The sequence below is a fragment of the Nocardia sp. NPDC052566 genome (genome assembly GCF_044547285.1).
GTDB lineage: Bacteria > Actinomycetota > Actinomycetes > Mycobacteriales > Mycobacteriaceae > Nocardia.
Genome location: NZ_JBIUAF010000003.1, coordinates 629,272 through 642,794, shown reverse-complemented (window position 1 = coordinate 642,794; position 13,523 = coordinate 629,272). Strand labels below are relative to the sequence as shown.

Below are 13,523 nucleotides of genomic sequence, written 5' to 3'. Positions count from 1 at the left end.
AGAACTCCTTGTCAGGAAACCGTGAGCGGCAGCGCTTCTTGCACCGGCCGTACAGGGCGAATAGGGCGCACCGGCACGACAGCCGGGCGAATCTTGGGCGCAACCGCCACCGGCTCAGCGACTGGAGCAGCCGCGGGCACCTCGGTCGGCGGTTCATCGGGGACTGCGACAGTTGGGGCGGCCTCTTCGGCTACGGCCGGAGTTGGACACGAATCCTGTTGGGCCGCACGAAATAGCACAGCCAGACCGTGGGTATCGGCCAGTAGGGAGATGGGGGCGATCGCAGCCACCAGCGCCGACGCCCACCAAGGCAATTCGCGTCCGGCGGCGACCGCGTGCAACGAGTTGCCGACCACCGACACGACCGCGCCGACGACCAGCACCCATAGGAACCATTGCCGCTCACGGGACTTCGCCAGCACCAGCACACCCAAGGTGGCTTGGATGATGGTGCCGTCCACGATCACCGGGAACAACCAGGCATCTTTCGCGGGGATATGAGCCAGGATCGCGAGATCCCGCAGCGTCGCGAACGACAGCCGAAACGCCGCCGCCCCGACACCCACGATGATGACAACGGCGGACCAGCGCGCTAACCGCATCCCCGCCGACCGGTCCGCCGTATTCATCACGCCGCCTTAGCGTTGGACGGGCGAGCGGCACCCGGATCGGCCGGCGGCACCTTGGCGCCGGAGGTGTCGCCCACGATGCCGGTTGCGCGGTACTGGTAGCCGAGGTACTTGAACTCGCCCTGTCCCATGACCTTCGGCTCGGCGGTCAAGCCTTCGAGCTCGATCATCCGCATGCCGGTTCCGGCAACGATCTCCTCGCTGGCCGGAACCGGCTGAACCTCCGCGACGAAGATGATCTCGAAGCTGGCCCGCTTCGCCTTCTCCTCGTGCGGATCGGTCACCGTCGCCTTCCACAACGGCAGACCCGTACCCTGCCCCTCCCGATCCAGATCGAACATGCCCTCCGGCGCCGCATTCGGATTCGGGTTGTACTTCGTCATCCGCGTGATCTCCCCGAGCAACACCAGCCTCTGCGGGAACGCCGAACCGAACCGGATCGGGAACTGATAGCCCCTCTTAATCGCCATGGCTTCTAACTCCTCTGTGTCACTTCGCGTTTCGCACATCCAGGTTTGGTGTGAGGCGATGCACAACTAGAATCTCGCGACATATAGGGACGTAAAAACCGACAATCAGGGACATTTAGGGACGTTTAGAGGTAGGATGGGGCTATGTCGAACGAACGACTCCGGGGCACGCTTGCAGCTGCGAATCTCACCAAGAACGGGCTGGCCGAGCTGGTAGGAGTGAGCGCCAAGAGCGTCGAGCGATGGATCACCCAAGATCGGTGTCCGCATCCAGCGATTCGACTGAAAGTCGCTCGAGCCCTAAATCAGGAAGAGACCTACCTCTGGCCGGAACTGCTGACCGGTACCAGGGCGGCCAACGCTTCCCTGTCCGAGTTCGTTCAGATTTGGCCGACGCGATCCGAAGTTCCGCACGACATCTGGCGTTCGCTCATGAGGCAGACCACCACCGCTATCCAAGTGCTGGTCTATGCGGGTGGCTTCCTCGTCGAATCGCTCGACTTCGTCAATGTCGTTCGCTTGAAGGCGCTTTCAGGTGTCGAAGTGCGGATCTTGCTCGGAGACAGCGAGTCCGAGGCCGTGCGGGCCCGCTCTCGCGAAGAAGGTCTTCCATCCTTGCCGCAGCGGTGCCGATCCACGCTCGAATACCTCTCGGAAGTAACAGACCTTCCGAACGTCTCCGTTCGGACGCACCACACCCCTCTGTACAACAGCATCTACCGATTCGACGACTCGATGCTGGTCAACACCCACAGCTACGGGGCCTACGCTGCAAAGTCCCCAGTTCAGCACCTCCAGCGAGTACCGGGCGGCCACCTGTTCAGCTACTACCTCGACTCGTTCGAGGCCGTCTGGGCAACGGGACGACCGGCAGTATCCTGACTCGCATGGGACGCCGTATCGACTACCACCACGACCCCGACGCGCCAGCTGCGAACAGTGTTCGGCCAAGTGCGGGTGCGTTCATCACGCGTGATGACACCGTGCTTCTGATTTGTCGGACCGACAACGGCAACTGGTCAATGCCGGGTGGCGCGCACGACCCGGGCGAATCCCTGAGTCGGACAGCTGTTCGTGAGGCGCAGGAGGAAACCGGTGTCGATGTCGAACTGACTGGCATAGTCGGCATTTTCACCGACCCTGATCACGTAATTCACTACACTAGCAATGACGAAGTCCGTCAGGAGTTTACGATCATCTATCGCGCCAATCCTATTGGCGGACAACCCACTACGAGCGATGAAAGCAGTCGCGTCGAATGGGTTCCCATCGATAAAATTCCCTCGCTGAAGATGGATCCGAGCCAACGAAAGCGGATCGAGTGGGCCTTGTCGTCCAGTGAACCTTATATCGACCCTGCCACACGTTGAACAGCAGCTTGCAACAAAGGTGCTGAGCGATCAATCGCTGTCCGCACGACGTTTCCAACCTCGTATCGTGCACGGATATCCGCTAGCCGCTCCTCGAACGTCAACGTCTCCCCGGACGGCCCGGTCGTCATGTCGGCCCACCATACGAAGTCGCTGGCCGTATCGATCCTCGGCACACGAGCCAGTTCGAACCGCCTGAACATGGCGACGTCCAGTCCGCGAGCTTCGGCCTCGACCAGCGCCGCCGAATGAAACGCGACAATGTGGCACACAGCGCGCGAATATCCGCGCTTCTCCAATAGAACTGCGCCGTCAATGGGATGAAACCCTATGATCGGATAGCCGTATCCGACATCGTGCAGGTATGCCGACGTAATCGTGTCGGCACGCAAATGATCGGGAAGAAATTCCGCGACACTCTCGACCTTCCGACCAACCTCCATCGAATGCGCGCGACGAGATTCTGTCAGCGGCGACAACAAGTCGACAATTTCGGAATTCACGACGCCGATCCTACGCGAGCCGCATCTTCGACAACCTTCGTCGCCCCAACCTGTCCAGTATCCGGCCCCTGACGTCCCTCGCTTGATGGCTTTGCCCCACGCTCGATGCCAAATTATGCTGCGCCCGAACATAATCGGTGGTTGAGCCTCGCTTCGCACCCTTTGCTCCGGCACCCGCAGTCACCAGTATGACCGAGCCGCACGAGACGCCCCGCGATTGACGAAAAGCCAGGTTGGAACCTCCCTGACCAGCGGGAGCGGGCTAGCATACGAGATGCTAAGCACCTACACTTGAGGTCGTCACGCGAGTGATGCTGGGGTGGGACGCCGTCAGACCGACGCCCCACCGGTGGGTTACTTAGCCCGCAGCCAGCGGACCAGCACGAGCGCTCCGGCGATTACGGCAACTCCCGCAAAGATGATGCCGTAATCGACCGGAGCCTCTTGCTTTTTCCGGCGATGTTTCGCCATCCCCACCACCTCCCTCCTGGGGCCGCGCTGGTGGACCACTCAGCGCCCCCTCGGTGGGAGGTGTCATCACCGTACGCCAGGTCGCCGATCGGAACCGTTGGAACGCAGCCGATTCCGCAACCGGGCCGAGGTCACGAATGATGCCTGATCAGGATTCGTGACATTCGCCGTCCCCGACTTCCGTTCGCGCCCACCGTTCACCGGTTGTTGCCGAATTCCGCCATACAGGATCAAGAGCGCCTGCGGCGGCGCATGCGCGCCGCCGCCGCGCTACGACGCGCGGCGCGGTTCCCTGAACGGCGGTCACCGCGGCGCGTCGGCGCGTCGGCGGCACGCTTGCGCCCGCAATGTCGCTCCAGGACATGTCTGGTCACCTCCGCAATCAATCGGATAGTGCTGAGCACGTCGTGTGCCGTACCCGACGTACCTCCCGCAGCCGATCACGCATCCGCCGGCCTCTGCCCGGTCATCTGGCTGTGGTTGCCTTAACCGACTCCGAGCAACACCGTCGGTCACCACCTGCATGGGCGCCGCGGATCGAGCCATGTGCCGTAGTCACCGAACAGGATTCGCACAGTCCACGACGCAGGCAGCACGCTCGACGGCACTCACCAGGGTTCCTCTCCGGCCGCACCGATCTGACCTGGACAAGCCCTACCACACCACCGGGGAACTCCGAAGGGCGCTCCTGACGTCGCGTCACTACGTGATGGCATTCGCCACCCTTCTCCGCACCCCGGCAGCGCGGTAGCCCCACGGGTAGGCCAGACCGCCACAACCGGAGAGGAACCCCACACGATGACCACCGCCGAGCCCGCCATCTGCCACTACCTCAACTGCACCAACCCCGCCATCGGCTTCGAATGGGGCACCCTCTCCCAACCCCGCCGCAAGATGCCCATCTGCGCCGACTGCCGACGCCGCACCCGCCGCAACGAACGCATCGCCCGCGCCGCCGGGTACTGACCGCCACGGGTGACAACGACGTCACCCCTTCACCCCCCGCCACCGACAACGACGTCGGCAGGGTCGCCAACGAAGCCGACCCGCAGGCGAGAACACCAGTCCCACAACGCCATTCACGCCGATTACGGTCCCAGCCTCCCCATACGCCGATTGTCCCGAGCAGTCGCCCGAACCTGTCAACCCACGCTTCGCTCTTCGGGGTTGACAGGCCCGACCGACTGAGGAGATGGCAAGTATGAGGAAGCGGGGAGAGGAGCAGTCGATGTGAGCAGCTGTCAGAATGTCCGCAGGCCATAGGTCCAACCTGTGACATGACTCAGCTGGAGTCGCAGATAGTCAAACTTGACATTCCGGCCGCCAATATGACAAGTCGTATCCTCAAGGTGAATAAAACACGTGGTCAGAACACCTTGATGGATACCGTCGTCCTCAGCAGACTTTCGCAGTCCATCGGCAACGAAGCCGTACATGTTCTGCCCCAGCTCATCTGCATACTTCCGCACCTCCTCATTGGGATCCAGCGCGGTCGCTTCGCGCAACTTGGTGGCTGCAACATCGAAGAACTTCTCGCCCGGCACAATTGTTCCAGCGGCAATTCCCCACGGCATGAACAACGTGACCCCGACGCCGATGTAGCGGGATTGATCAACCAGGGTCTGAAGCGGTCCGTCAGGCAACTGATGCCAGCCGGCAGTCAGGTTGAAGTCTGGGAGCTCCGCTGGCGTGTGGCCGCCGGAGGCAGAAGAGTCATTACTGATAGCCATATCATCTAGTCGTGATGCATCTCACAATTTGTTACTACTGTGAGCGCCGAGGGTGCCTTTGGTCGGAAGCTGGCAGCGACCACCGGTGTCACGACGATGTCACAAGTGCCGCGAACCAAGCCGAACGACGGCGTACTGAACCGCCAGTTCGTCAGACCTTGCGGACCGACCAGAAACCCCCAAAACCGGCACGGGCCTGCCTCCGGGGCAGAAGCGCCGTGGTCAGTGTCTGGTCAGTGACCACGGCATCCCGCGTCACCATCCGTATCACCGGAGATCAGCATATAGCCAGGTCAAATCCCTTGTGAGCCAATCTATCTAGGCGACGGAACGAACTCCTAAAGCCGGTGTCGCAGGTTCGAATCCTGCCGAGGGCACTATATGCATGGGAACAGCATGCGTGGTGTCGCAACCACCCGCGTTTCCGTCCGGTTGGGCGCAATCAGCGGCGCGGGCTACTGCACGATGCGCTACGCGGTTCACAATCCCCAGGGATTGGCCGGTGATCGTGACACGGTAGTGGGCGCTGTGCTGGATCTTGTTGTATCGGACTTCGAGCCGGAACGCGTCGAAGAGTTGGCGGGCCAGCTCGATCGAGCCCACCCAACACTCGACCGTCGCAACCCACGCAACCGCCGCGCCCAGCGCACACCACAACCGCCCACCCGAGGCGCTCGACCGCTTCACTGGTCGGATCCGTTGCGGCACCCGAGATAGCCTGTAGTCCATACCGGTTCGCGAATACATGCTGATCGACGTAGCGCCGTCGGGCAGTGCGCGATGACGTGGCACCGCCACGGTGCCTTGCAGCGACTCTCACGAGATATCTTGACGCGGAACCAAATCCACCGCGACGGCGAGATCGCGCTACAGGTACTCTGAGTCCCGACGTTGACATGACGGCGCTCAGGGGGTGGCTGCATGATGTACAGCAGGCTGGATTCAGCTCGGGGATAATAGATTTCGCGCCCAGGAACGACGTCAGATGCCGAGTATCGAGAAGCGCTTCGCTGAGCTCACCCGAGCTGTGCCGATCCCTTCTCCGTGGAACCTCCACGAATACATCGACGCTGTATCTTTGCATCGTGCGCGCCCGATCACGTTGTCGCCCATGGACACATCGATGTCGGCCGGTACTGGTTGCGGCACAGGCAGCGGTTTATGGATCGCCCGCCGCGACGACGACATCATCGTCTACGACCGCCGGACCTCGAGTTGGCACGCCCAGCACATCGTTCTGCACGAGATAGGTCATATGCTCTTGGAACACGACCGACTCCCGACTGTTCAGGCCGACCTGGCGACCACGACGGTGGGGCTGCTGTTGCCGTCGCTGTCGCCGGAGACGATCCAGCACGTTCTGGGCCGCGACGCCTACAGCACCCGTATGGAACGCGAAGCCGAAACGTTCGCCGATTGGGCGATGGTGCACGCGACTACACCGCGGCGACCGAAATCTCCGTTGCGGGGGACGTTCTTCCGAGATCTTCGCCGATGATCTCACCAATACCCGCCTATATCGCGCTGCCTGCGATCGTCATCGTCACCACGATCACCGTCGCTCGCTGGGCGGTTCTGCGCGAATCCACAGTTGACCGACTCATCAACCGCTCGCTGACCTGGGCCGTCGTGGGCATGCTGCTGCATGAACGGGCGGTGGCGCCCACGATCGCCAGTCTGCTGCACCAGTTGTCGCTCGGCGCCATCTTGTTCACCCTCGCCGGGATTTTCGGTCTGGCGCAGCTATGGCGCGGGGCCGACCCGGAGACCACCTGGCAGCGGCAACGACGTTACGACGCCGCCATCGCGGTTGTGCTCGGGCTCGTCCTCGGCGCAGGCACTCCCGCGCGCAGCCGAAGCATGCTCATCGATCAGGCGCTCGGCTGGCCTTCGGTCGTGTTCTGGGCTGTCTTCGGGACTCCGCTCGCGGTGTGCGCGGTGCTGATCCTGCGGTTGGGTATCCGGGAGTTCCGCACCGAAGACCTCAGCATCCGCGAAAGACTCGTGTTCTACGCGATTTTCGCCGCTGCGGGCGGGCTACTCGTCGACGCGGTCGCCGGGCCGCTGGTCGCCGCGTTCCACACCGTCACCGGAATCCCGTCGCCGGATCCGCAGATGATCCGCAAGGCTGCCACCTTTTTCGCCTCGGCCCTGACCGCGTCGATGATCACCGCGATCCCCCTGATCGCCCACATCCTGTCCCGCCTGGGATGGGATCAGACCGGACGCACTTGCCGACGGCTACGGCCATTGTGGCGTGATCTCACCGACGCATCCCGTGACATCAGGTTGTACACGGCCGCAGAACTCACCCGCACCGATCCCGCGGTACGGCTTCACCGCATGACCGTTGAAATCCGTGATGCGCTAATGCAATTGAGGCCCTACGTGCCCGCGGATATCGATCCCCGCCTCCACTGCCGCGACTGTGGCGCGGTGGGCGAATACGCACTGCGCATCGCGCACGCGCTCGACGCCAAACAGCGAGGCGCGCAACCGGAACCAACAACAACCCAGTCCGTGAGCAGCACAGCGTCCACGATCGCCGACCTGGACTCGGAACTGCGAAACCTGCTCGAGTTGGCCCGCGACTGGCCGCACGCGCAGGCCCGCGTCGCCTCAGCCCGGTCTGCACTAATGTTGCGCCCGCACCGCCCCAGCAAGGAGCAATCCCGTTGACCCACGTGTCGGACCGCCCCGTCGAGCAGTTGCCCCACCCTCCGTTTCGGCTGCCGTTCCTCGGCGACGTGCTCACCATCAACCCGGCGAAACCGACCCAGGCGTCCATGCGTGATGCCCGCCGCTACGGGCCGATCTTCGAACGCCTCATCGTCACCTACCCCATCGTCATCGTCACCGGCCCCGAGCTGATCACCGAGATCAACAACGAGGAGCATTGGACCAAGAACGTCGGGGTCCTGTTCAAGTTGATGCGCCCCATCGCCCGCGACGGCCTGTTCACCGCCTACAACCACGAACCGAACTGGTCCAAAGCACACAACATCCTCAGCTCCGCGTTCACCCAAGAAGCGATGCGCAGCTACCACCAGACCATGGCCGACACCGTCTCCGACCTGATCGAGTACTGGTCGGCACGCGAAGGCCAATGGATCGACATCGCCGACAGCACCAACAGATTCACTCTCGAAGTCATCGGCCGCGCCGGCTTCAGCTACAGCTTCGACTCCTTCACCCGCACCGACGAACACCCCTTCGTCACCGCGATGAGCCGAGGACTGCGCCACATCAACCGCAACGCCAACCTCCCACCATTCCTGCACAACCTCCCCCGCCACCGCGCCGAACAGCATCGCCGCGACATCGCCTTCGCACAAAACCTAGTCGACGACGTCATCGCCGCCCGCCGCCGCGACGACCCCGACAGCACCCGCGACCTGCTTGGGCTGATGCTCAACCGCACCGATCCCGCCACCGGCGACAAACTCGACGAGATCAACATCCGCCACCAGATCCTTACCTTTCTCGTCGCTGGACACGAAACCTCAGCCGGTGCACTGGCTTTCGCTCTGTACTTCCTGGCGAATCACCCCGACATCGCCGCTGAAGCACGTGCGGAAATCGACGAACGCTGGCCCGAACGCGGCCACGCCGACATCGGCTACAACGACGTCAGCAAACTGCGCTACCTACGCCGCGTCGTCGACGAAACCCTGCGGCTGTGGCCCATCGCCCCCGGCTACTTCCGGGAAGCCAAACACGACCTCACTATCGGCGATGGCCGATACGCCTTCAAGAAAGGCGATTGGGTATTCGTGCTCACCCTCCAAGCCCACCGCGATCCGGTATGGGGACCCGACCACGACGAATTCGACCCCGACCACTTCCTGCCCGAGAACCTGCGCAAACTCGGCACCTACGTCTACAAACCCTTCGGCACCGGCGAACGCGCCTGCATCGGAAGACAATTCGCCTACCACGAGATTTTGCTCGCGCTCGCCCACATCGTCCACACATTCACCTTCGAACCCCAACCCGGCTACACACTCGAAGTCCGCGAACAGATCACCCTCAAACCCAAAGGATTCCGCCTCAAGCTCCACCCCAGGACGTGACCCCGACGAACACAACTCGCCGAGGTATCGAAAGCGCGCGGTGATCGCGATCTCGTAGTCGCGGGGCTCGGTTTGTCGAGTTCAAGGATAGGGGGTATTGATGGGCCGGAATGTTCACGGACAGTGGATTTTTGGTTATTTCAGGCCGCCTGATTCCTTGTGAGCCATTCGGACTCTACTTCATTCGGTGTCCGGTAGCCGAGCGCCGAATGCAGTCGGATCTGGTTGTACCGCAACTCTATATAGCGGGCGATGTCTTCCGTCACCGCCGTTCCGATACAGGACCACCACCTACAGCGCTCGACAACCACTCATCAACGACAATCGAGGCATGACCACCGGGGGATCCACCAGCGGCAGGCCAAAAGGCCTCAGTCTCGACATCATTCACTGGCACCTCACTCGAGAGGACTCCCAACGCACAGCGATATCAATGCGTGCCGGTGCGATACTGAGCACGAACGCACTTGTCGTCGCAGGCACAGCACTGGCCCAGCTCGAACGATCGCTCAGCCTTGGTCCCGATGACGGCATCCATGAAAACATCGGGATACCAATGCTTTTCGAGAACCGTACTGGGCTGTGAACACCCTGCCGAGGTAGACAATGACTACCCACTCGACAGCAGTGTAGCCGCACCAGATTCACTGGCCCCCAAGATGACTGACCCAATTGCCGACGACACGGCGAAGAAGGGCGGCAGATTTGGAGAATGACAACGTGTTGATGACCATCGACCGCGTGGATGTCCTCCCGACACGGCCGCAATGGATCTTTGTGACGGGTGCCGCCTCGAGTGACTACCCGATATGGATGAACGAGACGGTGATCGTCCGAAGCAGCGGGGAGGAACGTCCAGCGGTCGTCAGATCGATCGAATTCCATTCACGGCCAGGGAAACCACGATCCTGCTCGATCACGATCTGGAGGCACTCGCCGTTCCCGGTGCAACGATCCTTCGATCACCACCGCTGTGAGTCACGCCGATCTTGTCAGATCGTTCACCGCAGGGTGAGTGGGTTCCTGGATTGGGTGTGGGTCAATTTGGCTGGATTCCGGACAAAATAGAGACCGGTGATGAGCTCGCCGTCGACGCCGATGGCGAGGATGCCGTCGAACTCGCCGTCGAAATAGACTGCCAGCGCCGCGTTTCCATTGACGGTCACCGGTTCGCAGGTCGGCGTCACGGCCTTCTTGCCGAGTCCGCCGGTGACGAAGCGAACCACCTTGTCGGCGCCGGCGATCGGCCGGACTGCGGCTCGTTTGGCCCCGCCACCGTCGCTGATGAGGACGACATCGGGGGCGAGGACGGCGAGCAGCAGCTGCGGGTCGCCGGTTTCGAGAGCGCGCCGCACCGATTCCGTCACTGTGCGGGCCGTGTCTGCCGAGACCGTCCGGTGTGGGCGGCGAACAGCGATGTGGCGACGGGCGCGGTGTGCGATCTGACGGACCGTCGCGGCGGGCCTGCCGACCGCGTCGGCGATCTCGTCATAGCCGAGGTCGAACGCCTCACGCAGGACGTACACCGCGCGCTCGGTCGGCGTGAGTGTGTCGAGGACGAACATCAGCGCCATCGACAGGCTTTCCGCGAGCTCGAGATCGTGGGCGGCATCCGGCGCGGTCAACAGCGGTTCGGGCAGCCACGGTCCGACATAGGTTTCCCCGCGGCGCTTGCTCGTTCGCAAATGATCGAGTGCGAGACGAGTGACGGTCCGCACCAGGTAGGCGCGTACGTCGTTGACCTGGCCGAGGTCGACCGTGTGCCAGCGCAGCCACGCCTCCTGCAGCACATCCTCGGAATCGGCTGCGGTTCCGAGCATTTCGTATGCGACGGTGAACAGCAGGCCGCGATGGGCGAGGAACGCTTCGGTCGCCTGGCGGGCGCTGGCGGGCGGCCTGCCAGGCTCGGATGTCACGCTCATGGAGTTGGTCCCGTACTAGGCGACCGGAACCGCGGCGTTCTGGCGTTCGGCCAGAATGGCGGGGCGGTACTTGCCGTCCTTGAACCAGTGGTGCGAGCCGGGCTTGGCCGCCTCGGTCAGCATGTGCGTGATGCCTGCCGAGCAGGCGAATTCCTTGAGCTTGCGGCCGATCGATCCGCTGGCGTAGATCCGGGTTCCCGTCTCGTTCTTACGCCCGATCTGGTAGATCCCGGCGTTGCGGCCGAAGCTCAGGCACATCGCAGGGAACGACATGTCGATCGGCGTAGCCGCTTCGCCGGCAATCCGGTGCAACAGGGTGTCGGCGGCGTGCGCGCCAAGGCTGTACGCGCTGTAGGCGCTCATCCGGAACGGCAGCTGAGAGGGTGCCGACGAATCCCCGGCGGCGACGATGCGCTCGTCATCAATGCTGGTCAGTGTCTCGTCAGTGAGCATTCGACCGGCCGCGTCCGTGCTGAGTCCGCTCCGGAGAGCCAGGTCGGGGACGCTGAAGCCGGCCGACCAGACGGTGACCGCACTGTCCAGGATGCGACCGTCGGCCAGTTCGACGGCCTCCGCGTGCACTGCGGTCACGACGGCATCAGCCCCTTCGAGGACGGTGACGCCCAACTTGGCCAGGTATTTGTGGGCGGTCCGACGCGCCTTGGGGTGCAGGTAGGGCACCAGAGCGCCGCCGCAGACGAGAGTGACCACGCGCCCCTCCTCGGCCAGCTCGGCGGCGGTCTCGACTCCGGCCGGCCCGCCACCGATCACTGTCACCGGGGCCGACGTCGGCGTGTCCAACAGCAGCGACCGCAACCGCTGCGCTGCCTCCAAAGTCGCGACAGGGTGGGCGAATTCGGCGGCACCCGGTACCGAGGGTGCGGCATTGCCACTGCCGACCGCGTAGACCAGGTAGTCGTAGACGATCGAATCACCGTCGTCGAGCAGCACTGTGCGCGCGGGGGCGTCGATGCGTGCCACGCTGCCGATCACCAGCCGGACCTTCTCGGAGAGGACGTCGATGTATTCGACGACGCCCTCGTGGGTTCCACCGGCGACCTGGTGCATGCGCAACCGGGGCACGAAGACTCGACGCGGATTGATCATCGTGATGTGTGCGTCGGTGTTCTTGGTCAGGCGGTTGGCCGCCATCACACCGGCGTAACCCCCACCGATGACGACGATTTCGTGCTTGGCGTTCATGTTCACGGCTCCTTGTGTCGATCTGCCACCGGGGCGATCTCTCGGCGACACAGCAACCTTCGCGTGAACGCGGCAACCGAACAACGTAAGCTTCGTGCACCGATTGATAACACTGGAGTTATGTGTGGAGCTACGCGATATCGAGATCTTCCTGACCCTGGCCGAGGAGCTGCACTTCGGCCATACCGCGGAGCGGCTGCACGTTTCCCAAGCCCGGGTGAGTCAGGCCATCCGCAAACAAGAACGCCGCATCGGCACCGCGCTTTTCGAACGGACGAGTCGCAGCGTGCGATTGACTCCGGTCGGGCGGCGACTGCGCGAAGATCTCCAGCAGGTCCACGATTTGCTCCAAGCAGCGCTCGCCCGTGCCGAAGCCGCCGGATTGAGCGCGGACCAGTCGCTGCGGATCGGCGTTTTCGGGCACGCGGGACACGAACTTCGGCCGCTGATCGACACGTTCCACACGCGATATCCGGGGTGCGGCATCACCTTTGGTGAGATCAACGGCGTCGACCCGTTCACCGCACTGCGCGACGGCAGGCACGACATCAACGTGCTGTGGCTGCCCGTGCTCGAGCCCGACATCACCGTCGGCCCGACCGTGCTCACCGGCCGCCGCCTACTCGCTGTGGCCACCGGCCATCCGCTGGCCGAACGCGGCAGCGCTTCCCTCGAAGACCTCGCCGATTACCGTGTTGCCGATTTCGGTCAAGACGCTCCCGAATACTGGGTGTCGTCGATGGTGCCGACTCGCACGCCGCAGGGGCGTCGCATCCCGCGCGGCCCGCTCGCCAGGACCTTCCACGAGATTGTCTCCCTGGTGGCGTCCGGGCAGTGCGTTCACCCGCTCGGCGAGATCGCGGCACGTTACAACACCCCACCCGGCATCGTCTTCCTGCCGATGCCCGACGCCCCGGAACTACAGTGGGCACTCACCTGGCGCACTACCGCCGACAATGCGGCCATCCGCGCGATGGCTCGCACTGCCGCCGAGTTCGGGCCAATCCAGCTATGAAGACGTACCAACGTCCATAGGGTGAGCGGCTGTCGCCACTCGCCCCTATTGCGTTCCGTTGGAACAGCCGATGGCCTGCTAGCGCTTGTTGCTGCTCAGGGCGAAATCAGCTTCGATGACTAACCTGCCAACAAGAA

14 protein-coding genes are annotated in these 13,523 nt (G+C 63.1%); 8 read left to right on the top strand and 6 right to left on the bottom strand.

Annotation, left to right across the window (positions count from 1 at the left end; all coding sequences use genetic code 11):
- Positions 1-11 precede the first annotated feature (11 nt).
- Together ACIG5A_RS17210 and ACIG5A_RS17205 are read right to left on the bottom strand one after the other, a co-directional pair.
- Positions 12-629 (bottom strand): DUF2637 domain-containing protein, encoded by a 618-nt coding sequence (locus ACIG5A_RS17210; protein ID WP_397241180.1) that lies wholly within the window; start codon positions 627-629, stop codon positions 12-14.
- The gene (locus ACIG5A_RS17205) at positions 629-1,099 is read right to left on the bottom strand and encodes a hypothetical protein (protein ID WP_397241179.1); all 471 of its coding nucleotides are present in this window, start codon (positions 1,097-1,099) and stop codon (positions 629-631) included. The genes ACIG5A_RS17210 and ACIG5A_RS17205 overlap by 1 nt, the downstream gene beginning before the upstream one ends.
- A gap of 144 nt (positions 1,100-1,243) precedes the next feature.
- Here ACIG5A_RS17205 and ACIG5A_RS17200 point away from each other — a divergent pair, with 144 nt between their 5' ends.
- Together ACIG5A_RS17200 and ACIG5A_RS17195 are read left to right on the top strand one after the other, a co-directional pair.
- Positions 1,244-1,981, top strand: a complete 738-nt coding sequence (locus ACIG5A_RS17200) for a helix-turn-helix domain-containing protein (protein WP_397241178.1) — start codon at positions 1,244-1,246, stop codon at positions 1,979-1,981.
- 5 nt (positions 1,982-1,986) lie between these two features.
- A complete protein-coding gene (locus ACIG5A_RS17195) occupies positions 1,987-2,469 on the top strand; it encodes an NUDIX hydrolase (protein WP_397241177.1) in 483 nt (160 codons plus the stop codon).
- Here ACIG5A_RS17195 and ACIG5A_RS17190 read toward each other — a convergent pair.
- Entirely contained in the window at positions 2,445-2,972 is a 528-nt protein-coding gene (locus tag ACIG5A_RS17190) for an HD domain-containing protein (RefSeq protein ID WP_397241176.1), read from the bottom strand. The genes ACIG5A_RS17195 and ACIG5A_RS17190 overlap by 25 nt on opposite strands.
- Positions 2,973-4,241: 1,269 nt before the next feature.
- On the opposite strand from ACIG5A_RS17190, the gene ACIG5A_RS17185 reads away from it, so the two are divergent.
- Entirely contained in the window at positions 4,242-4,409 is a 168-nt protein-coding gene (locus ACIG5A_RS17185) for a hypothetical protein (protein ID WP_397241175.1), read from the top strand.
- Between the two features lie 275 nt (positions 4,410-4,684).
- On the opposite strand, the gene ACIG5A_RS17180 is transcribed toward ACIG5A_RS17185, so the two are convergent.
- A complete protein-coding gene (locus ACIG5A_RS17180) occupies positions 4,685-5,173 on the bottom strand; it encodes a hypothetical protein (RefSeq protein ID WP_397241174.1) in 489 nt (162 codons plus the stop codon).
- 985 nt (positions 5,174-6,158) lie between these two features.
- On the opposite strand from ACIG5A_RS17180, the gene ACIG5A_RS17175 reads away from it, so the two are divergent.
- From ACIG5A_RS17175 to ACIG5A_RS17160, 4 genes are all read left to right on the top strand, one after another.
- Complete coding sequence (locus ACIG5A_RS17175; protein WP_397241173.1) at positions 6,159-6,671, top strand: hypothetical protein; 513 nt, start codon at positions 6,159-6,161, stop codon at positions 6,669-6,671.
- A complete protein-coding gene (locus tag ACIG5A_RS17170; protein ID WP_397241172.1) occupies positions 6,668-7,852 on the top strand; it encodes an MAB_1171c family putative transporter in 1,185 nt (394 codons plus the stop codon). Before ACIG5A_RS17175 ends, ACIG5A_RS17170 begins: the two co-directional genes overlap by 4 nt.
- 5 nt (positions 7,853-7,857) lie before the next feature.
- Positions 7,858-9,246, top strand: coding sequence for a cytochrome P450 (locus ACIG5A_RS17165; RefSeq protein WP_397241830.1), 1,389 nt, complete (start codon positions 7,858-7,860; stop codon positions 9,244-9,246).
- A gap of 331 nt (positions 9,247-9,577) precedes the next feature.
- Positions 9,578-9,832 (top strand): hypothetical protein, encoded by a 255-nt coding sequence (locus tag ACIG5A_RS17160; RefSeq protein ID WP_397241171.1) that lies wholly within the window; start codon positions 9,578-9,580, stop codon positions 9,830-9,832.
- A gap of 415 nt (positions 9,833-10,247) precedes the next feature.
- On the opposite strand, the gene ACIG5A_RS17155 is transcribed toward ACIG5A_RS17160, so the two are convergent.
- Both ACIG5A_RS17155 and ACIG5A_RS17150 read right to left on the bottom strand, forming a co-directional pair.
- A complete protein-coding gene (locus ACIG5A_RS17155; RefSeq protein ID WP_397241170.1) occupies positions 10,248-11,168 on the bottom strand; it encodes an RNA polymerase sigma-70 factor in 921 nt (306 codons plus the stop codon).
- A gap of 15 nt (positions 11,169-11,183) precedes the next feature.
- Entirely contained in the window at positions 11,184-12,371 is a 1,188-nt protein-coding gene (locus tag ACIG5A_RS17150; protein WP_397241169.1) for an NAD(P)/FAD-dependent oxidoreductase, read from the bottom strand.
- A 94-nt stretch (positions 12,372-12,465) separates the two neighbouring features.
- Here ACIG5A_RS17150 and ACIG5A_RS17145 point away from each other — a divergent pair, with 94 nt between their 5' ends.
- Complete coding sequence (locus tag ACIG5A_RS17145; RefSeq protein WP_397241168.1) at positions 12,466-13,386, top strand: LysR family transcriptional regulator; 921 nt, start codon at positions 12,466-12,468, stop codon at positions 13,384-13,386.
- The last annotated feature ends 137 nt before the right edge of the window (positions 13,387-13,523 follow it).

What these genes read in the sequence shown, in the direction of transcription:
- ACIG5A_RS17210 (WP_397241180.1), bottom strand. Translation starts at nt 629, where the DNA reads ATGAATACGGCGGACCGGTCGGCGGGGATGCGGTTAGCGCGCTGGTCC.
- ACIG5A_RS17170 (WP_397241172.1), top strand. Translation starts at nt 6,668, where the DNA reads ATGATCTCACCAATACCCGCCTATATCGCGCTGCCTGCGATCGTCATC.
- ACIG5A_RS17150 (WP_397241169.1), bottom strand. Translation starts at nt 12,371, where the DNA reads ATGAACGCCAAGCACGAAATCGTCGTCATCGGTGGGGGTTACGCCGGT.
- ACIG5A_RS17195 (WP_397241177.1), top strand. Translation starts at nt 1,987, where the DNA reads ATGGGACGCCGTATCGACTACCACCACGACCCCGACGCGCCAGCTGCG.
- ACIG5A_RS17155 (WP_397241170.1), bottom strand. Translation starts at nt 11,168, where the DNA reads ATGAGCGTGACATCCGAGCCTGGCAGGCCGCCCGCCAGCGCCCGCCAG.
- ACIG5A_RS17205 (WP_397241179.1), bottom strand. Translation starts at nt 1,099, where the DNA reads ATGGCGATTAAGAGGGGCTATCAGTTCCCGATCCGGTTCGGTTCGGCG.
- ACIG5A_RS17200 (WP_397241178.1), top strand. Translation starts at nt 1,244, where the DNA reads ATGTCGAACGAACGACTCCGGGGCACGCTTGCAGCTGCGAATCTCACC.
- ACIG5A_RS17160 (WP_397241171.1), top strand. Translation starts at nt 9,578, where the DNA reads ATGACCACCGGGGGATCCACCAGCGGCAGGCCAAAAGGCCTCAGTCTC.
- ACIG5A_RS17185 (WP_397241175.1), top strand. Translation starts at nt 4,242, where the DNA reads ATGACCACCGCCGAGCCCGCCATCTGCCACTACCTCAACTGCACCAAC.
- ACIG5A_RS17175 (WP_397241173.1), top strand. Translation starts at nt 6,159, where the DNA reads ATGCCGAGTATCGAGAAGCGCTTCGCTGAGCTCACCCGAGCTGTGCCG.
- ACIG5A_RS17180 (WP_397241174.1), bottom strand. Translation starts at nt 5,173, where the DNA reads ATGGCTATCAGTAATGACTCTTCTGCCTCCGGCGGCCACACGCCAGCG.